At 70.1% G+C, this 22030-nt stretch carries 13 protein-coding genes; 6 read left to right on the plus strand and 7 right to left on the minus strand.

Annotated elements, in window-relative coordinates:
• Positions 1 to 17: 17 nt before the first annotated feature.
• Complete coding sequence (locus G407_RS0124470) at positions 18 to 1199, minus strand: IS110 family RNA-guided transposase (protein WP_029030530.1); 1182 nt, start codon at positions 1197 to 1199, stop codon at positions 18 to 20.
• Between the two features lie 479 nt (positions 1200 to 1678).
• Here G407_RS0124470 and G407_RS29900 point away from each other — a divergent pair, with 479 nt between their 5' ends.
• The 3 genes from G407_RS29900 to G407_RS0124485 all read left to right on the plus strand — a co-directional run bounded on the left by G407_RS29900 (position 1679) and on the right by G407_RS0124485 (position 8606).
• The gene (locus G407_RS29900) at positions 1679 to 4723 is read left to right on the plus strand and encodes a BPTD_3080 family restriction endonuclease (RefSeq protein ID WP_043540522.1); all 3045 of its coding nucleotides are present in this window, start codon (positions 1679 to 1681) and stop codon (positions 4721 to 4723) included.
• The gene (locus G407_RS30855) at positions 4720 to 5634 is read left to right on the plus strand and encodes a hypothetical protein (RefSeq protein ID WP_052341862.1); all 915 of its coding nucleotides are present in this window, start codon (positions 4720 to 4722) and stop codon (positions 5632 to 5634) included. Before G407_RS29900 ends, G407_RS30855 begins: the two co-directional genes overlap by 4 nt.
• A gap of 341 nt (positions 5635 to 5975) precedes the next feature.
• A complete protein-coding gene (locus G407_RS0124485) occupies positions 5976 to 8606 on the plus strand; it encodes a site-specific DNA-methyltransferase (protein WP_245259172.1) in 2631 nt (876 codons plus the stop codon).
• A gap of 360 nt (positions 8607 to 8966) precedes the next feature.
• Here the strand turns inward: G407_RS0124485 and G407_RS32705 are convergent, their stop codons facing one another.
• Entirely contained in the window at positions 8967 to 9227 is a 261-nt protein-coding gene (locus tag G407_RS32705; RefSeq protein WP_245259173.1) for a hypothetical protein, read from the minus strand.
• On the opposite strand from G407_RS32705, the gene G407_RS32930 reads away from it, so the two are divergent.
• From G407_RS32930 to G407_RS0124495, 3 genes are read left to right on the plus strand one after another with little or no spacing between them, the layout of a single operon-like run.
• Positions 9126 to 9413: an HNH endonuclease gene (locus G407_RS32930; RefSeq protein ID WP_425337525.1), complete on the plus strand. Its 288-nt coding sequence runs from the start codon at positions 9126 to 9128 to the stop codon at positions 9411 to 9413. The two genes, G407_RS32705 and G407_RS32930, sit on opposite strands and share 102 nt — an antisense overlap.
• Before the next feature lie 15 nt (positions 9414 to 9428).
• A complete protein-coding gene (locus G407_RS0124490) occupies positions 9429 to 11516 on the plus strand; it encodes a UvrD-helicase domain-containing protein (protein ID WP_029032923.1) in 2088 nt (695 codons plus the stop codon).
• A gap of 35 nt (positions 11517 to 11551) precedes the next feature.
• Positions 11552 to 13669 (plus strand): UvrD-helicase domain-containing protein, encoded by a 2118-nt coding sequence (locus G407_RS0124495; RefSeq protein ID WP_029032924.1) that lies wholly within the window; start codon positions 11552 to 11554, stop codon positions 13667 to 13669.
• Here the strand turns inward: G407_RS0124495 and G407_RS31950 are convergent.
• The 5 genes from G407_RS31950 to zorA are packed head-to-tail and all read right to left on the minus strand — an operon-like array spanning position 13596 to position 21959.
• Positions 13596 to 14579: an ASCH domain-containing protein gene (locus tag G407_RS31950; RefSeq protein WP_156917714.1), complete on the minus strand. Its 984-nt coding sequence runs from the start codon at positions 14577 to 14579 to the stop codon at positions 13596 to 13598. The two genes, G407_RS0124495 and G407_RS31950, sit on opposite strands and share 74 nt — an antisense overlap.
• A 30-nt stretch (positions 14580 to 14609) precedes the next feature.
• Complete coding sequence (locus tag G407_RS29915; RefSeq protein ID WP_052341863.1) at positions 14610 to 17573, minus strand: DEAD/DEAH box helicase; 2964 nt, start codon at positions 17571 to 17573, stop codon at positions 14610 to 14612.
• Between the two features lie 4 nt (positions 17574 to 17577).
• On the minus strand, positions 17578 to 18960 hold the full coding sequence (locus G407_RS0124505) for an EH signature domain-containing protein (protein ID WP_029032925.1): 1383 nt from the start codon (positions 18958 to 18960) through the stop codon (positions 17578 to 17580).
• Positions 18957 to 19820 (minus strand): OmpA/MotB family protein, encoded by an 864-nt coding sequence (locus G407_RS0124510; protein WP_029032926.1) that lies wholly within the window; start codon positions 19818 to 19820, stop codon positions 18957 to 18959. The genes G407_RS0124505 and G407_RS0124510 overlap by 4 nt, the downstream gene beginning before the upstream one ends.
• A gap of 12 nt (positions 19821 to 19832) precedes the next feature.
• Positions 19833 to 21959, minus strand: a complete 2127-nt coding sequence (gene zorA / locus G407_RS29920) for an anti-phage ZorAB system protein ZorA (RefSeq protein WP_043540523.1) — start codon at positions 21957 to 21959, stop codon at positions 19833 to 19835.
• Between the last annotated feature and the right edge of the window lie 71 nt (positions 21960 to 22030).

The raw sequence follows: 22030 nt of genomic DNA on the forward strand, positions 1-22030 counted from the left end.
GCTGAGTAATGCCGATGTCAAGCCGCTCTGTAGCTCGGATCGAAGGGCTGGCGATGATTGAGGATGGCCCAGAGCACGTTCACGCGTCGTCGCGCCAGGGCGACGAGGGCCTGGACATGCCTGTGTCCCTCGCGCCGCTTCCGGTCGTAGTAGGCGCGGGAGGTCGGGTCCTTTGCGACGACGGCGCAGAAGGCGCTCTGGTAGAAGACGCGCTTGAGGGCCTTGTCGCCGCCGAAGGCGCGTCGGAGGGCGCGCGCCTTGCCGGACTGCCGCAGGATTGGCGCGAGGCCTGCGGCCGAGGCCATGGCGTCGGCCGAGCGGAAGCGGGCGATGGAGCCTGCCGCGGCGATGAACTCCGCCGAGAGAACGACCCCCATTCCGGGCAGGCTTCGGATGAGGGCCCCGTCAGGGTGGGCGGCGACGAGGGCTGCGAGTTCCTTGTCGATCTCGGCGATGCGTTCGCGTGCGGCCAGCGCCTCGACGGCGAGCTCGCGCACGAGCCGGGCGAGGGTCGCCTCGCCCGGGACGACGATGGTCTGCGCGCGGGCGGCGGAGAGAGCGATCTCGGCCAGGCGCTCGGGATCGCGCAGGCTCGGCGTCTTGCGCAGCTGCTTGACGATGCGGGCGTTCCCGGCCGCGCGGATCTCGCCGGGCGTGACGAAGCGGGTCAGCAGCACGAGCGGCCCCTTGGCGCCGAGATCGAGGCTGCGCTCGAGGCCGGGGTGGATCGAGGCGAGGAACTGGCGCAGGCGCGAGACGCGTCGCGTCTGGTCCTGCACGAGGTCGCCGCGGCGGGAGACGAGGAGCCGGATCGCGACGGTGGTCTCCTCGTCGGGCAGGATCGGCCGGAGGTCGGCGCGGGTGCGCACGAGATCGGCGATGACGCGCGCGTCGCGCGGGTCGCTCTTGCGCTCACCGCCCGCATGACCCTGGGCGGCGCGGTTGACCGCGATGCCGGGCACGTGGACGAGCGCGAGGCCGGCGGCGATCAGCACGGCCTCCAGGAAGCAGGCGATCGAGCCCGTGACGTCGAGGCCGACCCGCACCTCGCCGTCGAGGCCGACGAGATCGGAGGCCAGCGCCTCGAGCGCCTCCTGCTCGTTCGAAACCGCGCGGTCGATCAGGACGCGCGCGTCCTGATCGACCGCATGAACCCAATGGACGTCCTTGGCGACGTCGATACCGACACAGATCCGCATGGCGCCTCCCCCACGTCGACGAACCGCATCCAGGGTCTCGCCGGCATCGCCTTACGGAGCCATGATCGGCATCGAGCAATCAGCAGTCGAACCCCGGTGGCGATGTGGGTGGCGCAGCCGGCGGAGCCATCGAGGGCAGCCGGAGTGATAACCATGCCCAAATCGCCTGCGTCCCGACAGACTGGCCGAGTCGCGGCCGGAACGCATCAACTGGGTAAGGCCGAGTGAGCGGCTCGCAGATTGTGGATCAGCACGCTGCGGGACCCGCGCATGCTCCGCAGCGCCCCCCCTCCCAGACCGAAAGGAAACTCATTTCCAATGCCCGGCAGGGAAGAAGGAGGGCTCCGATTGGGAGCTTTTAGGAAGTCCCTCCGCGTGCCGATCCACATGACCTCGGTCGAGATCGGAAGTTACTGGAACGCGACGTTAGGCGCGGCTACACTCCCGGTCGCTGCTCGATCCTCATTGCTGGTGCCCGCGTGACGTCGTTCTTCGAGAACCCCATCCTCAACTCCCCCTACGCGGAGCCCTCCCGGCATCATGCGCTGGACGAGACCGGGCAGCCGCTCGACCTGCCTCCGCAGCCGGGCCGACGCCCCTCGAAGCTCCTCACCCCGGTCCCGCCCTCGCGCAAGAAGAAGGCCCGCGGCAAGCAGGCGGAGCTCTCGCTCGGGGACGCGGAGGGGTTCTCCGAGGATGGGCAGGAGTACAACCCCACCCCGATCATCAACGAGATCCGAGGCCACGTCGCCTCCTGGCGCGCGCTGAAGAACCCCGCCGACTGGGGCGTGACGCCCACCACCGCGCGGCTCCTCCAGCATTGGCGCAGCCATGACTTCCAGGGCCCGAAACCCTTCTTCTGCCAGATCGAGGCGGTGGAGACGGCGATCTGGCTCGCCGAGGTCGCCCGGCGGGAGAAGCGCTACCAGCGCTACTGGGACCACCTGAAGGGCGCCAACGAGGCGGCGAACCCCGATCTCCTGCGCATCGCGCTCAAGCTCGCCACCGGCGCCGGCAAGACCACCGTGATGGCCATGCTGATCGCCTGGCAGGCGGCGAACGCGGCGCGCACGCCCGGCTCACCGCACTACGCCCGCGGGTTCCTCATCGTGGCACCGGGCATCACCATCCGCGACCGGCTGCGGGTGCTCAACCCCGCCGACGAGAATTCCTACTATGCCTCGCGCGAGATCGTGCCGCCGGACATGCTGCCGGACATCGCCAAGGCGAAGATCGTCATCACCAACTACCACGCCTTCCAGCGCCGCAAGACGCTCGACATCTCCAAGGTCGGCAGCGCGCTCCTCAAAGGGCGCACGGGCGAGCCGATCGAGACGACCGAGAGCGTGGGCGAAATGCTGCACCGGGTCTGCGGCGATCTCCTCGCGCTGAAGAACGTCGTCGTTCTCAACGACGAGGCGCACCACTGCTATCGCGAGAAGCCCCGCTCGGAGGAGGATCTCACCGCCGAGGACAAGGAGGAAGCGAAGCAGAACAACGAGGCGGCGCGGCTGTGGATCTCCGGCCTCGAGGCGCTCGCCCGCAAGGGCAAGCTGCGCGCGGTCTACGACCTCTCGGCGACGCCCTTCTTCCTGCGCGGCTCGGGCTATCGCGAGGGCACGCTGTTTCCCTGGGTGGTCTCCGATTTCTCGCTGATGGACGCCATCGAGTGCGGGATCGTGAAGCTGCCGCGCGTGCCGGTGGCGGACAACGCGACCGGCGGCGACACGCCGACCTTCCGCGACCTGTGGGTCCATATCGGCAAGGAGCTGCCGAAGAAGGGGGCGGGCAAGGCGGGGGACCTCGATCCGCTGAAGCTGCCCAACAAGCTCCTCACCGCGCTCAACCTGCTCTACAGCCACTACGAGAAGACGTTCCGGCTCTGGGACGGCGTGATCGAGACGCCGCCGGTCTTCATCGTGGTGTGCCAGAACACGGCCATCTCGAAGCTGGTCTACGAGTGGATCTCCGGCTGGGACCGGCCGAACGAGGACGGCGAGCTTCTCAACGTGCACCAGGGCCACCTGGAGCTGTTCCGCAACTACGACCAATACGGCCAGCGCCTCGCCCGCCCGAGGACGCTGCTCATCGACTCGATGCAGCTCGAAAGCGGCGAGGCGCTCGACCCCGCCTTTCGGGAGATCGCCGGGCCGGAGATCGAGGCGTTCAAGCGCGAGAAGGCGGTGCGCGAGGGCGCGGGCGCCGTCTCCGACACGCTGTCGGACGCCGATCTGCTGCGCGAGGTGATGAACACGGTGGGCAAGCCCGGGCGGCTCGGCGCCGACATCCGCTGCGTGGTGTCGGTCTCCATGCTCACCGAGGGCTGGGACGCCAACACCGTCACTCATATTCTGGGCGTGCGCGCCTTCGGCACGCAGCTGCTCTGCGAGCAGGTGGTGGGGCGGGCGCTGCGCCGGCAGTCGTATGCGCTCAACGACCAGGGCCTGTTCGACGCCGAATACGCCGACATCTTCGGCATCCCCTTCGACTTCACCGGCAAGCAGGTCGTCGCCCCGCCGACGCCGCCTAAGCCGACGACGCGCGTCCAGGCCATGCGCGAGCGCGAGCGGCTGGAGATCCTCTATCCCCGGGTCGAGGGCTACCGCCGGGACCTGCCGGCGGAGCGGCTGAAGGCGACCTTCAGCGAGGACAGCCGGCTCCCGCTCACGCCCGAGGAGGTGGGGCCGTGCACGGTGCTGATGGCGGGCATCGTGGGCGAGAACGTCGAGATCACGCCGACCGTGCTCGAGGCCGTGCGGCCGAGCACGATCGTGTTCCACCTCGCCAAGCGCTTCGTCGAGACGAAGCTCACCGAGCCCGGCGCGGACACGCCCTATCACCTCTTCAACGACGCTAAGCGCATCGTCGGCCGCTGGCTCGACGAGGGATATCTCGTCACCAAGGGCGGCGTGCCGCGCGCGGCCGTGATGTATCTCGAGCTCGCCGACAAGGCCTGCGAGCTGATCTACCTCGCCTGCCAGCGCTCCGCCCCCGGCGAGAGCCGCATCAAGGCGGTGCCGGACCCGTACAACCCGCGCGGCTCCTCGCGCTTCGTCGGCTTCACCACCTCGAAGGCAGACCTCTGGAAGACGGACCCGGAGAAGAGCCACATCAACTACGTCGTCTGCGACAGCGAGTGGGAGGCGGAACTCGCCCGGGTGTTGGAGGCGCATCCGCGGGTGATCGCCTACGTCAAGAACCAGGGGCTCGGCTTCGAGGTGCCCTATCGCGACGGCGGCGTGGTGCGGCGCTACGTGCCGGATTTCATCGTGCGGATCGACCTCGGAGACGGCGAGGAGCTGAACCTCGTCGTCGAAACGAAGGGCTATCGCGGCATCGACGCCCAGCTGAAAGCCGAGACGATGAAGACGCTCTGGGTGCCGGGCGTGAACAATGTCGGCCTGTGGGGCCGGTGGGATTTCGCGGAATTCCGCGACGTGTATGAGATCGAGGCCGCCTTCGGGCGGCTGGTGGACGAGCAGCTCGCGCTGCATGCGCGCAAGACCGAGACGGAACCGGCATGACGATACCCACTCTGGGGCGGCTCGAGAGCGTGGACGTCCGCGCGGCTTGGGCCAACGAGGCGGCGTCCTTCACGCCCTGGCTCGCGGAGAACCTGGGCCGGCTCGGCGAGGCGCTCGGGCTCGAGCTCGCCATCGAGGCGACCGAGGTCGCGGTGGGCGCCTACCGCGCCGACATCGTCGCGCGCGAGAGCCGTGACGGATCGGTGGTCCTCATCGAGAACCAGCTCGAGGCGAGCGATCACGGCCATCTCGGCCAGATCCTCACCTATCTCACGGGCCTCGGCGCACAGCGCGTCGTCTGGGTCGCGCCGCGCTTCCGCGACGAGCATCTCTCTGCGGTGCGCTGGCTCAACGAGCACACGGTCGAGCCCTTCGCGTTCTTCGCCGTACAGGTCTCGGTGGTCCGCATCGGCGCCTCGCCGATGGCGCCGCTGTTCGAGGTGCTCGAGAAGCCGAACGATTGGGATCGGAAGGTCGTCAGCGAGACCCGCGAGGCGCGCAGCGCCGACGACGCGTCCGCGCGCCGCCTGGCGTTCTGGACCTTCGTGACCACGCGCCATCCCGACATGCTGAAGGACGGCCCGCCGAACCGCGCCTCCAACCGCTGGCGCAAGATCGAGCCGCTCGATCTCGTTATCTCGTACTATCTCGGCTCCAGCAGCGTCGGCGCCTTCGTGCGCGGCGGGCAAGGTCTCGGCTACGATGCGGTCCTCCCGCGGCTGGAGGGCCGTCGGGCCGAGTTCGACCGCCGCATCGAGGCGACGACCGGCGCCGCCTTCGAGGGGGCCTTCTCCACCAGCTTGCGAACCCAGACGGCCGACGAGGCGAACTGGCCCGCCATGGCCGACTGGCTGCACGACACCGTCGCGCGCTTCGCCGAGGCGCTCGCCGAGACCTACGGACAGGACTGATACCGATGGCCCGCACCCCCAAAGGCCCGACCCGCGTCGAGACGCTCGCCCACGAGGGCGAGCGGCGCAGGAACATCCCGACCGCCGAGCATCAGAGCTTCGCGCTGGCGCAGGAGGCGCAGAACCCCGTCGAGCCGGCGCGGTTCGAGCGGGCGCGGCCGCTCGGGCCGGGGGAGACGCGGGAGCGGGACGGGGATCGCGATCCGCAGATCGTCTGGAACGGCGCGCGCATCCGGCTCTCGAAGGCGCAGATCGAGGAGCTGACGAAGACCGGCGAGGTCTCGATCGGGGACGCGCAGCTCGTTTGGCGGGGGAAGGACGCGCAGGACTGGTCGGACCTCGTGGTCGAGGCGCCGCCGCTCTACATCCAGGAGAAGATCCACCCCAAGGCGATCATCCAGGACCTGATGCGGCGCTCGAGCGCCGGCGCGCAGGCCAAGACCGACGCGCCCGATCTCTTCGCCGACTTCAACGGCCTGCCGGACCCGGAGGCGCGGCTCGAGTTCTACCAGCACGAGCAGCACTGGACGAACCGGATGATCCTGGGCGACAGTCTCCAGGCCATGGCCTCGCTCGCCCAGCGCGAGGCGCTGAAGGGCAAGGTGCAGGCGATCTATTTCGACCCGCCCTACGGCATCAAGTTCAATTCCAACTGGCAGGTCTCCACCCTCTCGCGCGACGTCAAGGACGGCAAGGCCACCGACATCACCCGCGAGCCCGAGCAGGTGAAGGCCTTCCGCGACACCTGGAAGGACGGCATCCACTCCTACCTCACCTATCTGCGCGACCGGCTGACCGTGGCGCGGGAGCTTCTGACGGAGAGCGGATCGATCTTCGTGCAGATCGGGGACGAGAACGTGCACCGCGTCCGGGCGGTGATGGATGAGGTGTTCGGGGAGGAGAATTTCATCTGCTCCATAGCTGTTCAGAAAACAGGAAGTCAGAGCGGCAATTTTCTTCAATCGACGAGCGATGATGTGCTCTGGTATTCGCGCTCGAAAGTCGCGTCCCAAGCTAAATTTCGGCCGCTATTCTTCCTCCGTGACGGTTCGGCGACAACCGGGACGACTATCGAGAGAACGGACTTTTCCGCCTATCCGCTTACCTCGGACGGCATCAGAACCACCACGACATGTGATGTGTTCATCCATGCAAAGCGATTTCACCCGGGAAACGCGGCACACTGGAAGATTTTACCTGAGGGTCTAAAGCGCGCCGAGCGAGCAGGGCGCATTGCGCTTCAGAAAACCCAGATCCGTCTCAAATACTTCTTTGACGACTACCCAGTTCAGCGACTGGGTGACTATTGGGATGACGTTGGCGGTGCGACCGGGAAGGTATACATCGTCCAAACATCTCCGAAAGTCGTCGAACGCTGCCTCCTCATGGCCACTGACCCCGGCGACCTCGTGCTCGACCCCACCTGCGGGTCCGGCACCACCGCTTTCGTCGCCGAGCAATGGGGCCGGCGCTGGATCACGATCGACACCTCGCGGGTGGCGCTCGCGCTGGCCCGGGCGCGGATCATGGGCGCGCGCTATCCCTACTACCTCCTCGCCGACAGCCCCGAGGGGCGGCGCAAGGAGGCGGAGGTGTCGGGGCGCGTGCTGCCGGAGCACGGCACGCGCGGCGACGTCCGCCAGGGTTTCGTCTACGAGCGCGCGCCGCACGTCACCTTGAAGTCGATCGCGAACAATGCCGAGATCGACGTCATCCACGAGCGCTTCCAGCCGCAGGTCGAGGCCGCGCTTGCCGCGCTGAACGCCGCGCTCGCCGGCCATCCCGAGCCCTTCCCGATCGCCAGCGGCGGGCGCGAGGGAAAAAAGATCACCTTCGGCGCCCCCGGCCTCCATAAGCTCCCCTCCGGCGAGGACGCGCCCGCGGGCGCGCTGCTCGAGTGGGAGGTCCCCCGCGAGGCGCCGTCCGATTGGCCGCACGCGGCGGCCGACGCGCTGGAGCGGTTCTGGACGGTGCGCATCGCGCGCCAGGGCGAGATCGACGCCGCGATAGCGCGCGCCGCCGATGTCGAGCTGCTCTACGATCGCCCCTACGAGGACAAGGGCCGCGTGCGCGTCGCCGGGCCCTGCACGGTGGAGAGCCTGTCGCCCCACCGGGTCGTGCCCGCGGACGATCTCGACGACGAGCTGATCGACGAGCTCGACGCAGGCACGGGCAAGCGGATCAAGCAGACCGGCGGCACGCCGCCGACCGAGTTCGCCACCATGGTGATCGAGCACCTGCGCACGGCCGGCGTCCACCAGCACGCGAAGTCGGACACGATCCGCTTCACCTCCCTCCAGGGCTGGCCGGGCGAGTGGATCGGGGCGGCGGGCACCTTCGCCGAGGGCGCGGCGGAGCGGCGCGCTGCGATCTTCATCGGCCCGGAATTCGGCACCGTCACCCGCGCCGCCATCGTCGCCGCCGCCCGCGAGGCCACCGACGCGCGCTTCGACGTGCTCATCGTCTGCGCCTTCGCCTTCGACGCCCACGCGGCCGAGGTGCAGCGCATGGGCCCGATGCCGGTGCTGCAAGCGCGCATGAACCCCGACCTGCACATGGCCGAGGATTTGAAGAACACCGGCAAGGGCAACCTCTTCGTCGTCTTCGGCGAGCCGGACGTGGAGGTGGAGGACGCGGGCGAGGGGCTGATCCGCGTGCGCGTCCACGGGGTGGACGTGTTCGACCCGAACACGGGGCAGATCCGCAGCGACGGCGTGGAGGGCGTGGCGGCCTGGTTCGTGGACGACGATTACAACGAGGAGAGCTTCTTCGTGAGACAAGCGTACTTCCTGGGGGCGCAGGACCCCTACAAGGCGCTGAAGAGTGCGTTGAAGTCCGAGATTGACGCCGACGCCTGGGAGACGTTGTATAGCCCGGTGTCGCGCGCGTTCCGAAGGCCGAGCACGGGCCGGATCGCGGTGAAGGTGATCAATCACTTCGGAGACGAGGTGATGAAGGTTTTTGGGGTGTGAACGATGCGCGAACCCGAAGACGTGCCGTTCGAGGTTCCTGAGTGGTCCACGCCGAGTTCTCCTTTTTCCAGGAGCACTCATAAGCCCTTTAGGCCAGAAGATTTAAAGGACACTGCGGTAGGAAGTACGGGCCGTACTGCATTTTTTGAAAAGAATATCGTTCTATTCTCTCGTGAGCTCGACGGGCGAGTACCCTTCATTTTTCGTACACCTAGCGGAGACATCAGGTCTCTCGATCTCGGATGCTTGAAATTTCTTCTGAACCGTAGAGAGCCAGAATTAGACGTAGAGCTTGAGAATGGCTTTATCGTCGCCGTCCGGCCTCGACAAATCTTGATTGACCGATACAGTTTTCTCCCGTCACTTCCGCTCCCCTTTGATGTCGATGCGCTGGTTGACGAGCGCCGCAAGCAGGAGTCTGAAAGGGTGATACGGGACGGCGCAGCTGATTTTCGTCGCAAGGTTCTTGCAGCTTATGGCAACCGGTGCGCCTTCACTGGGACGCGCGTAGAAGGTGTTTTGGACGCTGCCCACATCTACCCCTACCTTGGCATCAAGACGAACGATGTGCGAAACGGGATCGCCATGCGAGTTGACGTCCACCGGCTCTTCGACGGCCACTTGTTGTCTCTGGAACCAGAAAATGGTGGCGTCGTCGTTCGCGTCGCCTCCGACCTTTCTGGAAGCCTCTACGAAAAACTAGCTGGAAGATCTATTCGAATTCCGCCGAATAAATCTGAGCACCCCGCAGTGGAATGCCTTCGAAAGCATCTTTCCACTTTCCGCGCGAAAACTGAAGAGCGATAATATGGAAGGTGATGCATGATATTCCGCATCGCCGAGACCTTTACCGTCGCGCTCGCCCGCCTCACCGCGGACGAACAGAAGGCGGTGAAGACGGCGGCGTTCGACCTCCAGACCGACCCGACCCGCCCGGGCCTGTCGCTCCACCGCATCGATGCGGCGAAGGATCCGAATTTCTGGTCGGCGCGGGCGAGCCGGGACATCCGGCTCGTCGTCCACAGGACCGAGGGCGCCTTGCTGCTGGCGTACGTCGATCACCACGATGCCGCCTATGCCTGGGCAGCGCGGCGGCGGATCGAGGCGCATCCGAAGACGGGCGCGATCCAGATCGTCGAGATCCGCGAGAGGGTGGAGGAGATCGCGCCGCCGCGCCAGCACGATCTCTTCCAGCCGGAGGCGCCCGCTCCGGCGCCACCCCCCCTCTTCGCCGCCCTCGACCCCGACGCCCTCTTCGGCGTCGGCGTCCCCGAGGACTGGATCGCCGACATCCGCGCCGCCGACGAGGACGGCTTCTTCGCGCTGGCCCCGCATCTGCCGGCGGAGGCGGCCGAAGCCCTCCTCGAATACGCCGCCACCGGCCGCCTCGCCGCGCCGGCGCCCGTCCCGGCCGAAGCCGCCGGCTACGCCCACCCCGACGCCCGCCGCCGCTTCGTCGCCGTCGACAGCACGGAAGCGCTCGAAGCGGCGCTGGCCGCGCCGTGGGAGCGCTGGGCGGTGTTCCTGCACCCGTCCCAGGAAGCCGTCGTCGCGCGCGACTTCGCCGGCCCCGCCCGCGTGCTCGGCTCTGCCGGCACCGGCAAGACCGTCGTCGCCCTCCACCGTGCAGCGCGCCTCGCCTCCGCGCCGGGAGACGGCCGCGTGCTGCTCGCGACCTTCGCGCCGGCGCTGGCCAAGGCGCTCGCCGCCAAGCTCGACGTGCTCGCCGGCGCGCGCCCCGGCATCGTGCCGCGCACCACGGTGACCACGCTCGCCGTCCTCGCGGAGGAATACTACGAGCTGGCGGAGGGCCGCCGGCCGCGGGTCGCCCGGCCCGAGCAGGTGCGCGAGGCGCTCGTGAAGGCCGCCGAGCGGCTGGGCGTTGAGGCCTCCGAGCGCTTCCTCGTCTCGGAATGGACCCACATCGTCGACGCCTGGCGCCTGCCCGACGCCGAGGCCTACGCCACGGTTCCCCGGCTCGGGCGCAAGGCGCGCCTCGGGTCGCGGCAGCGCGAACGGCTCTGGCCGGTCTTCGCGGAGGCCCGCGCCATCCTTGCCCGTCAGGCGCTCGTCACCCGCGCCGAGGTGTTCGCCGTGGCGACGGGCTGGCTCGCGGCGCGGGCGGAAAAACCCTTCGCCCACGTGATCGTGGACGAGGCGCAGGATTGCGGCCCGCCGGAGCTGCGCTTTCTCGCGGCGCTCGCGGGGGACGGCGAGAACGCGCTGTTCCTGGCCGGCGACATCGGCCAGCGCATCTTCCAGCAGCCCTTCTCCTGGAAGGGCCTCGGCATCGACGTGCGCGGCCGCTCGGCGCCGCTCAAGGTCTGCTACCGCACCTCCCGCCAGATCCGCTCCACCGCCGACCGGCTCCTGCCCGACGCCGTGACGGACGTGGACGGCCTAGCCGACGCCCGCGCGGGCACGGTCTCGGTGTTCGAGGGACCGGCGCCGGAGGTGGCGCTTCTGGAGGACGAGGCGGCGGAGATCTCGGCGGTTGCCGCGTTCCTGCGCGGGGCGATTGCCGAAGGCCTGGAGCCCGGCGAGGTCGGCGTCTTCGTCCGCGACGAGGCGCAGCTCCCCCGCGCCCGCGCAGCGCTCGCCGCCGCCGACGTCCCGGCCCTGGAGCTCACCGCGGTTGGCGAGGAGGCGGGCACGCGCGCTTCGCTCGGCGTCATGCACCACGCCAAGGGGCTGGAGTTCAAGGCGGTCGCCGTGATGGCCTGCGACGACGAGGTGCTGCCGCTCGCGGCAAGGCTCGAGGCGGTGGCGGATGCGGTGGAGCTCGAGGAGGTGTACGTCTCCGAGCGGCACCTCCTGTATGTGGCCTGCACGCGGGCGCGGGATCGGCTGATCGTGACGGGGGTGGAGCCGGGGTCGGAGTTCCTGGCGGACATGGCGGCGCGCGGCTGACGGCGCAGACGAAGAAGAACTTGGAGGAGAGCGCCATGGCGCACGAGATCGACGGACACGGCCCGGGGCCGGCCCTCATGCCCGAGGCGAGCGATGTCGGGCGCGCACAGCTCGACCCGTTCCAGCGCGCCTTCGTCGAGGCGCCCGCCGGCAGCCTCAGGCTGCTCGCGCCCGCGGGCAGCGGCAAGACGCAATCGCTGCTTTGGCGCTGCGCCGAGCTCTCGCGGCGCGCCGACGGCAAGGGCCGCTTTCTCGTCGTCACCTTCACCCGCGCCGCCCGCGACGAGCTGCGCGCGCGGCTGAAGGCGGACGATTTCGGCGCGCTCGCCTCGTCGGTCGACGTCGTCACCCTCAACAGCTGGGGCTGGCGGCGCGTGCGCGCCAACCACCACAGCCCCCGCCTGCTCGCCGGCGAATACGAGCGCCGGCAGCTCGTCCAGAACACGCTCCAGCCGGTCTGGAAGGCCTATCCGGCCATCGCGGCGGCGATCGCCTCGCGGCCCTTCGTGATCGACAAGGTGCTCTCCGGGCTCATCGACGACCTGAAGTCGCTCGGCTTCGACCACGAGGCGGAGGGCTTCGGCCAGGCGAACGATCGCATCGACGATCTGATGCGGCTCGGCCTGCTTGCCCGGCTGGAGGCGATCGTGGATCGCCTGCACGAGCTGAAGATCCTCGAGGACACGCGCCTCGAGACGTTCCTCGAGGCCGTGATCCCGTTCTGGAAGGAGTGCTGCCGCACGATGCTCGACCAGGCGATGTTCACGATGGAGGACCAGAAATACGTGGCCTTTCTCGATGTGCGCCGGCAGATCGCGGAGGGGCGCCGCCCCACCGGCGGCTCGCGCTACGGGCAGGTGCTCGTCGACGAGTTCCAGGACATCAACCCCCTCGACCTCGCGCTCACACGCGCGATCGTCGAGCTGCACGTGGCGGACGTCACGCTCGTGGGCGACGACGACCAGGCGATCTTCGAATGGCGCGGCGCGAGCCCGCATTATATCCTGAAGCCGCACGAGCATTTCGAGCGCGCTTTCGCCACCTACGTGCTGGAGCGCAACTATCGCTGCCCACGCAACATCGTCGCCGCCTCGCAGCGGCTCATCGTCAACAACACGCGGCGCGAGCCGAAGCGCGTCGTCGCCATGCAGACGGTCGACGCCGAGATCGACGTCTTCAACGCGCCGACCTTCACGGGCTCGCTCGACGCGGTGATGGCGGAAGTGCGCGCCTTCGTCGCCGCGCAGCGGCCCGGCGCGCGGCTCGCGATCCTCTCGCGCAAGCGCGCGCAGCTCATCCCCTACCAGGTGATGATGGCCCGCGAAAACATCCCCTTCTGCGCGGCGGAAGACCTGCAGGTGTTCCTCAGCCACAGCTTCGACAAGCTGCGCCACGCGCTCCAGGCCTGCGCCTTCGCCCGCGCGAGCTTCCGTTCGCCGACGCTGCTCGACGACGTGCTCGGCCTGTGCGACCTCGTCAAGCGTTGGCCGCTCAAGAGGGCCGAGCGCGACGGGCTGCGCCGCCACCTCGCGGCCGCGAAGCCGAAAAGCTACGCCGAGGCGCTCGATGCGCTCGCCGACCACCGCGGGCCGCTTAAAGGGGTGGTGAACGAGGACGGCGGGGCGAGCCTGTCCTTCGCCGAGGCGATCCGCCGGCTCTTCGCCGCCGCCGACGTGCGCGGCGCGATCGTGGCGCTCGGCGCCGGGTTCGACGGGCTCGACCAGGATTACGGCAAGAGCCAGGAGGACATCTTCCACGCCGACCCGCCGTTCCTCTATCTCGCGGAATACGCCGAGCGCTACGGCGACGACTTCCAGACCTTCCTCGACGACCTCGAGGCCGCCCGCGAGACGCTGGCCCGGCTTCCCGGCGAGGAGGACGATGCCGACGAGACCTGGCGGCGCCCGATCCACCTGATGACGGCGCTGCGCGCCAAGGGCAAGGAATTCGACACGGTGGTCATGCTCGACGTCGTCGACGGCGTCTGGCCGCTCCGCCGCGCCGCGAGCCTCGAGGCCCGCGAGGCGGAGCGGCGGCTGTTCTACGTGGCGATGACCCGCGCCAAGCGGAGGCTCGTCCTCACGTCGAGCGGGCGGATCGGCGACGAGCCGGCGATCCCGTCGCCGTTCTTGGGGGAGGCGGGGTTGGGGTGAAAAGTGTTACCCTTCGGCGACGATGTCGAGCAGCGCTCGAAGGGCGACTTCCGCGCCATCGCGCCGGACTACCCACCCTCAGCGCTTCGCCATCGGCTGTTTTCTTGCCGAACCCGCTATGGCTGAAGACGTGATCACCTCTGTTTCTGTTGATGGCGCGCGTGACGCCCGTCACACGGCCGACGCGCTCTGCGACCGCCGCGTCTAGCCGGGGCTCCAGCAGAAACTTGAAGGCGGGTCTGGACGGCTGCGTCCGGTGGACGAAAACGATTGGGCTGTCGCCCGTTCTTGCTCTGTGTATCCGTATCAGCTTGGTGTTCGGATCTGAAAGCGGCTCGACGAAGAGGCCTCGTTTTTCGGCGAGATCGACCAGGAGACGCTCCAGGGCGGGATCGATTTTGATCGGGTTCCGGTCTTTCGAGGAGCGTCGGGTCCGGGTGTCATCGGGCGGCTGCATGGCGGTCGCTTCCCCGCCGTGCGCCACAGGAGCCGGCTCGGGGAGCGCGCCGCTTCGCTCGGCAGCGTGCCGCCGCCGCGCCCGCTCCACCCCCGCCCGCACCTCCTCCGCCAGATCGAAGAAGCGCACCGCCCCGTTCGGGTGCCGATACGCAACCGGCGCCGCGAAGCGGAGCGGATCGACGAACACCCACGGCGTCAGCCAATCGTTGGCGATCGCGTTCTCCTGCTCCTCGGGCGGGATGCGGTGCAGCTCGAAGCTCTCCGCAAGCCCACGCCGGTCGAGCGGCGGGAGTACGTCGACGAGGGTCGCGACGCCCTCGATCAGCCCGGAGCCCTTGCGCACGAGCGCGATCTTTCCGCGATTGGCGGTTGCGCTCGTGCGCAGCTCCCAGGTTTTCTGTCCGTCGAGGATCAGGTCGATCCACAGTTCGCGGATGGTCAGGCCCTTCATCGGGTTCTCCTTTTGTCTCGGTGGGAAAGGCTACGAGGCGTCGACACTCCCCCCGAACAGCGCATCCACATCCCCTTCTGCCACCGGTGGCGCGAGCATTCCCCGCGAGAGGGCCCGCTTGCGGGCGAGGAGCCGGTCCAGCGTCACGTCGAAGGACGCCTCGCACAGCTCGGGGTGGATGGCGAGGGGCAGGTGGACGGTGACCGGCTTGTCCTGGCCGATGCGGTAGCAGCGGTCGTTGCACTGGTCCTCCACCGCCGGATTCCACCAGCGCGAGAGGTGGAGGACATGGTTCGCCGCCGTGATGGTGAGGCCGACACCGGCGGCTTTGGGCGAGAGCACGAGCAGGTCGAAGCCCGGCGAGCCGGCCTGGAACCGGTCGACGATGGCGAGCCGCTTCGCACCCGGCGTCTCGCCGTTGACGATGGCGGGCTCGGCCGCGAGGCCAAACAGGGTGGCGGCTCCGGCGGCGAAGGCCTTCTGCACGGCGCGATCCTCTACGAAGACGATCGCCTTCTCGCCGCGCCCCTCGATCTCCCGCAGCACGGCGAGCACGCGCGAAAGGCGTGCGGAGCGCTCGGCCCACGACCGGGCCGAGGCGGGGTCGTAGGGGTCGAGCCCATCCGCGCCGTGGGGGTGCAGCGAGACGCCGCGCAGGGCGTGGATGGCCTTCAGCATGGCGCCGCGGTCGCGCCCGCCGGCACGCGCCGCGCGCACGACCTCGAGATAGGCGCGGGCCTGGTCGTCGGGCATTGGCGTCTCGTAGGCGCGCACCGTGCGCGGGGGAAGGCCCTCGACGTGATCCTCCTTCATCCGCCGCAGCATTGGCGCGGGCGCCGTCGGGGCCGACGCATCGAGCTTCGTCTTGAGGGCGGCGAGCGCCTCTGGATCGGCTTCCGAATAGCGCCCGCTGAACTCCCTCAGCGCCCCGAGCAGGCCCGGCGCCACCCGGTCCATGATGCACCACAGGTCCTCGAGCCGGTTCTCGATCGGCGTGCCGGTAAGCCCGAGCACGAAATCGGCGTTCATCGTTTTGGCGGCGTGGGTGTTGATGGTGCGCGGGTCCTTGATCTTCTGCATCTCGTCGAACACCGCGATCGACCAGGCGATGCGGGCGAAGGCGCGGTGGTTATCGGCGAGGGTCTCGTAGGTGGTCAGCACCCAATCGGCCGTACCGAGCACGTCGAGGTCGATCGCGGTCTCCGGCGTCCAGCCGGTGTCCTTGGGCCGCTTGATCCGGCGCAGGCCGGAGCCGAAAGCGTCCACGCGCTCGCCGAGCGCGTGAGGGGCGAGATGGCGCTCGGCCTCCGCGATCCAGTTCTGCAGGAGCGCTGTCGGCGCGACGACCAGTACCGGCCCGCGCTGGCGAGGTGCGAGACGGGCCGCCCCCGCGCGCCGGTTCTCCCGCGCCCAGGCGAGGAAGGCGAGCGCCTGAAACGTCTTGCCGAGGCCCATGTCGTCGGCGAGGAGCACGCCGGGAAGCCCGGCGCGCCAAGCGGCGAGCAGCCAGTCGAAGCCCTCCCGCTGGTGCGCCTTCGGGCGCGTGGCGACGAGCGGCGGCCCCGGTAGAGCGGCGTCGATCAGCGCGGGTCGCGGCGGGCCCGCGACGGCGTAGCCGACGTCCTCGAGGTTGTCGGCGATGATCAGACCCTCTCGGCCGACGGGCTCCGGCGGCGCATCGGGCACGACCTCGTCGGGCGCGTCGGCGGTCTCCTCGGCCGCCGGCCCCGGCGTGTCGATGCGCGTCGCCTTTTCGATCGCCGCCTCGACCTCGTCGATCGGATAGGCGGCCCCGCCGACCACGACCGCCGCCTCGCCCTCGGCGCGGGCCGCCGCTACGGCCGTCTTCGCGCCGTCGAGCTCCGCCTCGCTCACGACGAAGCGCCGCCCGCCCAGGGCGACGAGGAAGCCCTCCGGCAGCCATTGTCCCGCCTTCGCCTGCAGCCACGGCAGCGCCGGCCGGGTCCAGAGGCCAAGGCCGAGAACCCGCTCGGAATAGTGCTCCGTCTCCACGAAGAGCCCGCCCGCATCCTCGCGACCGGTCGCCTCCGCAAGGGCGGGGCGCGGGTTGCGCACGAAGGCGCGCCGGGTCGCGACATCGGCGCCGCGCATGCGCCTGACGACCTCGAGCGCGGCCTTCAGCTCGGGGGAGACGACGCAATAGACGTTGCGGCCGAGCACATAGGCTTCGCGGGCGCCGACGGCGGCGAAGCGCTCCTCGGCGAAGCGCTTCTGCCATTCCGGTGGCAGCAGCGCGTCGGCGAGGGCGTCGCGCAGCTCCCCCTCGGGCTCCTCGCCCTCCTCTGCGGCGGGCGCGTCGTCCTCGGTCGAGCGCGCCTTGGCGCGGCTCATCAGGACGGGCACGAAGTCCGGGCCGTTGCGCGTCTCGCGCACGTCGAGGGCGAAGGCGCCGGCCTGGTAGATGGTGAGGCTCGAAAGGTATTCGTCGGCGCGGACCTCCCGGCCGGTGGCGCGGGCGAGCGCGTCCTGCACCGGCCCCCACGCGGCGATGCGCGCCTCCGGCGATGCGCCGACAGTCGCGTTGTAGCCGTCCACCGCCTGGGCCAGCGCGAAGACCGGCTCCGACAGCCGGCTCGGCTCGGAGGCGATCGTGATGAACGCGCCGGTGCGCGTCGCCTGGACGACGCGCAGGTTCGCGTCGTACCAGCGGATGCGGATGCGCCCTTTCGGCTCCTCCACGCGCCCGTCGTAGGAGAGCGTCGCGGAGAGCGCGGCGAGCGGCGGAAGGCCGAGCGCGTCGGCGAGCGACCCGGGGAGCGCGACGGCGGCGGCGTGCGGGAGGAGAACGCCCTCGCCGTCGCGCCGCGCCGCGCCGTCCTCGACCGCCGCCGCGATCAGGCGCCCGGCGGCGCCCGGGGCGCCCGGCAGCGTCGCCCAGGCCACGACGGGGACCGGGCGGCGAACGAGCAGCCTCCGCTCCGAGGCCTCGATCCGGACGCCGTCCGGCGTCGCCGTCGCTGAGAACCGCGCCATCGGCTCACTCGTACTCGGAGGCCGGCACGAGCACGCCGGTCATTTGGTGGAGCTTGCGCGCGACCTTGCGCTGCCAGCTGTTGGGGCCTTCGTGGGGCCAATGCGTGACGGCGAAGACGGCCCGATCGAGGCTGTCGGTCGCGTGAGGCCATTTGAGGTTCGTTGCGACGTAGGCCGGCTGATAGAGGCGAGGCGCGTCCCGCGTCTCCCCGTCGCTCAGCACGATGCACTTGCCGCTGTGGCTCCACTCGACCACGACACCGCGCCCGATCCGCAGCAGCAGGACCGCCTGTCCGGCCTGGACGCCCGAGAAGGTGGCGAAGCCGACGTCCTTGCCGTAGGCGCGGCGCGCCTCCTGCGCCCCGGTCGCCTCGAACACGACCCAAGCCTCCGAGATCAGCCCCGCCCGGTGGACCGCCTCCCAGAACTTGCGCCGCGGCCCCCACATATGCGCCTGCCCGCGGCTGACCCGATCCACGATGTCCAGGAACTGCCGCAGCGTCTGCTCGATCAACCAGCCGCGCACGATCGCGGCCGCCTTCGGCATGCGCGCCCAACGGCCGTCCGGCAGGCGCGGGTCCTTGAACAGGTCGAGGAGGAGCGCGAGGGAGCGGTCGCGCACCGGCTTGTCGGGCGGGCTCGTCGCGAAGGGCAGAGTGAGAGCGTCGGCGACGTCCGGCCCCTGGCCCTCAAAGACGAGCTTGCCGCGCTCGTCGAGCGCGAGATCGCGCACGAGAGCGAGCCGATCCGCGGGAGCGATCGCCGTGTCGCGGGCGAGGAGCCTCAGGGCCTCCCCGGCGCAGGCGCGGGCGTAGGCCGAGCGCGCCGCGAGCGGACCGAGCCCGCGCTCGCGCAGGAGCAGGCTCGGCGCGCGCCGCTCGGCCAGCGCCTGCGCGGCGATGCGGCGCGGACCGACGCCGGGGTCGAACAGGGCGAAGAAGCCGTGCAACGCGTCCCAAGGTCGCCCGAGGCGCTCGACTGTGCGCGACAGCATGTGCGCCACCGCGCGCATGCCGGGTCGCTCGGGATCGAAGCTGATCAGGAAGGAGGCGGCGAGCGCCCGCAGGGGCCGCGGACGGGGCGCCGCTTCGATCGCGGCGAGCGCGGCGGTGAGCGCGGCGGGATCCGCGGCGATCGCCGGCTGCGTGCTCCAAAGGCACCAGGGCAGCTTCGCCAGCTCGCGCGCCGTGAGCGCGGCGTTGCGGGTGAGCCTGGCGAGGAAATCGCGGGCGAGCGCGTCGTAGTCCGCGGCCTCGCGGGGCGCCCCGAGGACGTCGGGTTCCCTCAGGCGCGCGGCGGCGGCCGCCGTCGCCGGGACCGGAGGGAAGCGCGGCGGGGGCGGCCGCTCGCGCGCGGCGCGGATCGCGGCTTTCAGGAAGGCGCTCACGGCTCGCTCTCGATGGCGCGGATGAGGGCCTCGATCTCGCCCTCCAGCTCACCAGTGCGGCGCTGGAGGCGCTCGATTCGCTCGCGCGTGTCGTTCTCCATGACGAAGCGCAGGTCGATGCGGCGGTTCTGTGCGAAGGCGTTTTCATCGTCGCCGCGATCGATCGGGCGTGAGGAGGCGTAGCCCGAGATCGACAGGACCGGCTCGCCGGTTCGGTTGAGATAGGCCGTGAGGCCGCCGGCGGCGCGCACCATCTCCTGGTACGTGTTCGCGGCGCGCTCCGCCGAGAGCGTCCAGTTGGCGCGGTCGACGCCCGTGCGGTCGGTGTGGCCTTCGATGAAGACCGTCTCGATCGACGGCCGGCCCGTCTCCCGGCAGGCCGGCGTCCCGCTCTCGGCGCGACAGGCGACATAGGGCTCGAGCGCCCGCTCCAGCACGCCGGCGATGGTCGCGACGTTCGCCGCCGCCTCACCGCGCAGGGCGGGATCGCCCGAGGCGAAGCGCACCGCCCGCTCGCCGATGCGCAGCACGTCGCTGCGGGGGCTGATCGTGACGTCGATGTCACGGGCCTCCAGGCTCTCCTTGATGTCGAGGAGCAGCTCCCGGCGCGCCTCCGCCGCCTCGTCGATCGCGCCGATCTCGGCGGCGATCTCGGCCTGGAGGTCGCGCACGCTCGCGGCGAGCCGGCGCGCCTCCTCCAGCGCGCCCTGCTGCACGTCCGTCTGCGTGCGGAAATCCAGCGCGAAGACCATCAGCATGATCAGGAACACGAACAGCACGCCGATCATCATGTCGGTCATCGACACGAAATAGTTCTCGCCCTCCTCGGCGGCGGCTCCGGATTCGTCCTCGGCCAGCATGCGCGCTCACTCCTACTCGGCGGCCTGCCGGCCGAACGTGTCGCGGAGGGCCTCGACGTCCTCGCCGAGACGATCGACGTTCTCGCCGAGCGTCTCGAGGGACGGGCCGAGCTTGTCGATCGCCTTCGCGAACGCCTCGTCGATCTCGCGCACACGCCCGGCAATCACCTCGCCCTGCGCCGCGCTCGCCTCCGAGATCGCCTTCAGCGCCTCTGCGAGCGAGCGGTCGACGCCCTCGAACCGGGCCGCGTAGTCCGACCAGGTGCGGGCGAGCTGCTCGTTGTGCCGGGTCAGCGCCTCGGCGAGGGTCTGCGCCGCCTGCCGCCCGGCTTCGAGCGTCTCCACGGAGCGCGCGACGTCGCTCGCCACCCGCTCGCTCGCCCCCGCGATCTGCTCGCCGGCCTTCGCGAACGGCGCCGCTGCGGCCTCGACCTCGCGGGCGCTCGACCCGAAGGCGGCGGCGGCGGCGCGCGACTGGGCCGCGACCTCGCCCGACGCGCGCACCTGCTCGGCGAGCGCGCCGTGGCCGTCGCGGATCGCGGCCGCGAAGCGCTCGACCTCTGCATTGATGGCCTCCATGGCGTCGGCGAGCCCGTCCCGCAGCGCCTTCGCCGCCTCTGCGGAGGCCTGCGCGACGGCGGCCGCGGCGGCGGCCTGGGCCTCCGCCGCTTTGTCGCGGGTCTGGTCGAGCTGGTCGGAGAGCGTCTGCCCGAAGGCGCCGAGCCTGCCGCCGAACTCGCCGGCCTGCGCCTCGAGCCGCTCCAGCACGCGCGCCATCGCCGCCTCGAGTCGGCCGGACGCGCCGTCGGCGGCGCTGCCCAGCGCCTCTCCGATCCGGGCGTCGGCCCCCGCCATGGTCTCGCGAATGGCCTCGAGCACCTCGGTCATCGCGGCCTGGCTCTTCTGCGCGTTCTCGCCCAAGGTCGCGCCGGCCGCGGAGACGAGCCCGTCGAGCCGTCCGGCCGCGGCGATCATGCGCGTCTCGAACTCGACGCCGCTCGCGCCGATGGCCCGCTGGACCTCGCCGAGTGACCCCTGCAGCGCCTGGAGCGCGCCCGCGAGCTCCCGCAGCTCGGCGCCGGCCCCGCCTTGCACGCTCTGCGTGAACTTCTCGACCAGATCGGAGACGCCGCTCTCGCTCGAGGCGGCGAGCCGCTCCATCGCCGTATCGATGCTGGACGTGACGGGCGCGATCGCCGAGGCGAAGGCCGTGTCGATGCGCGGCGCCAGGCTCTCGCCCATGCGCGCAAAGAAGGCTTCCGAGTTGATCGCCTTCAGCTCCGCCGCCTGGTCGCGCATCAGCTGCGTCATCTCCGCCGCCTGCGCCTGCGGCGCGGCGTAAAGCAGGTTCTTCTCCACCGCCCGGCAGAAGGCGTCGAAGGCGCCCTCCATCCAGATCGTGTACACCCGGAAGAGAATCGAGAGCGCGATCGAGCAGCCCAGGCCGGCGATCGAGGTCGCGAACTTGAAGGTCGCGACCTGAAGCAGCTCGCGGGTCGCCCGCTGCATGGCGTCGGCGTCGTCCGCGCTCGCCGCCGCGCCGGCCTTGGCCAGCGCGAGGACGAGGCCGACAAAGGTCAAAAGTAGGCCCACGCCGACGAACCAGCCCGGGATCGCCCCCATCATCTTGAGGCCGAACAGTCGCTCGCGCGCGAGAGCGAGGTTGAAGAAGGCGGACGGCCGCACCGTATTGCGATAGACGCCCCCCGGCTCACGGGGCTCGACGAGCGTCTCCGCGAATTCCGACCAGGCATGCCCCAGGAGGGGATGGCGCCCGAGCTGCGCGGAAACCGCGGGGAACGCCTCGGCGAAGGCGACGGTCGTCGGATGGCGGGCGATCCGGCCCCGCGCCGCCGCGACCGCGAGCGGGAGAAGGAGCGCGTGCATGACGAGATAGGCGGCGGCCAGCCCGGCAGCCAGCGCCGCGATCCCGGCGGCGAGGGCGAACACGAATTGCGGCCGGCTGACGCCCTCGATCTCGCCGCGGCGCATGGCGGCGTCCAGCGTCTCGACCAGGATGCGCGCATCGAGCACGGGCCAGACCAGCGCCAGGGCGTACACGACGCCGCCCACGAGCCCGAGGAACAGGGCCGCGCGAATCGGCCAGGTCCAAAGCAAGCCTTGTGTGAAGAGAAACATCCAGCAGCTCGCGCCCACATGGTGTCAGTGTTCGGCTTCCTGTACGAGCTTTCGCGGCGCGTCGAAAGCCC

It is taken from the genome of Salinarimonas rosea DSM 21201 (assembly GCF_000429045.1).
In the GTDB taxonomy this organism is placed as follows: Bacteria; Pseudomonadota; Alphaproteobacteria; order Rhizobiales; family Beijerinckiaceae; genus Salinarimonas; species Salinarimonas rosea.

Excerpts from the sequence above, each read along its gene's own strand:
- G407_RS0124470 (WP_029030530.1), bottom strand. The coding sequence starts at position 1,199 with ATGCGGATCTGTGTCGGTATCGACGTCGCCAAGGACGTCCATTGGGTT.
- G407_RS30855 (WP_052341862.1), top strand. The coding sequence starts at position 4,720 with ATGACGATACCCACTCTGGGGCGGCTCGAGAGCGTGGACGTCCGCGCG.
- G407_RS0124490 (WP_029032923.1), top strand. The coding sequence starts at position 9,429 with ATGATATTCCGCATCGCCGAGACCTTTACCGTCGCGCTCGCCCGCCTC.
- G407_RS0124495 (WP_029032924.1), top strand. The coding sequence starts at position 11,552 with ATGGCGCACGAGATCGACGGACACGGCCCGGGGCCGGCCCTCATGCCC.
- G407_RS31950 (WP_156917714.1), bottom strand. The coding sequence starts at position 14,579 with ATGAAGGGCCTGACCATCCGCGAACTGTGGATCGACCTGATCCTCGAC.
- G407_RS29915 (WP_052341863.1), bottom strand. The coding sequence starts at position 17,573 with ATGGCGCGGTTCTCAGCGACGGCGACGCCGGACGGCGTCCGGATCGAG.
- G407_RS0124510 (WP_029032926.1), bottom strand. The coding sequence starts at position 19,820 with ATGCTGGCCGAGGACGAATCCGGAGCCGCCGCCGAGGAGGGCGAGAAC.
- zorA (WP_043540523.1), bottom strand. The coding sequence starts at position 21,959 with ATGTTTCTCTTCACACAAGGCTTGCTTTGGACCTGGCCGATTCGCGCG.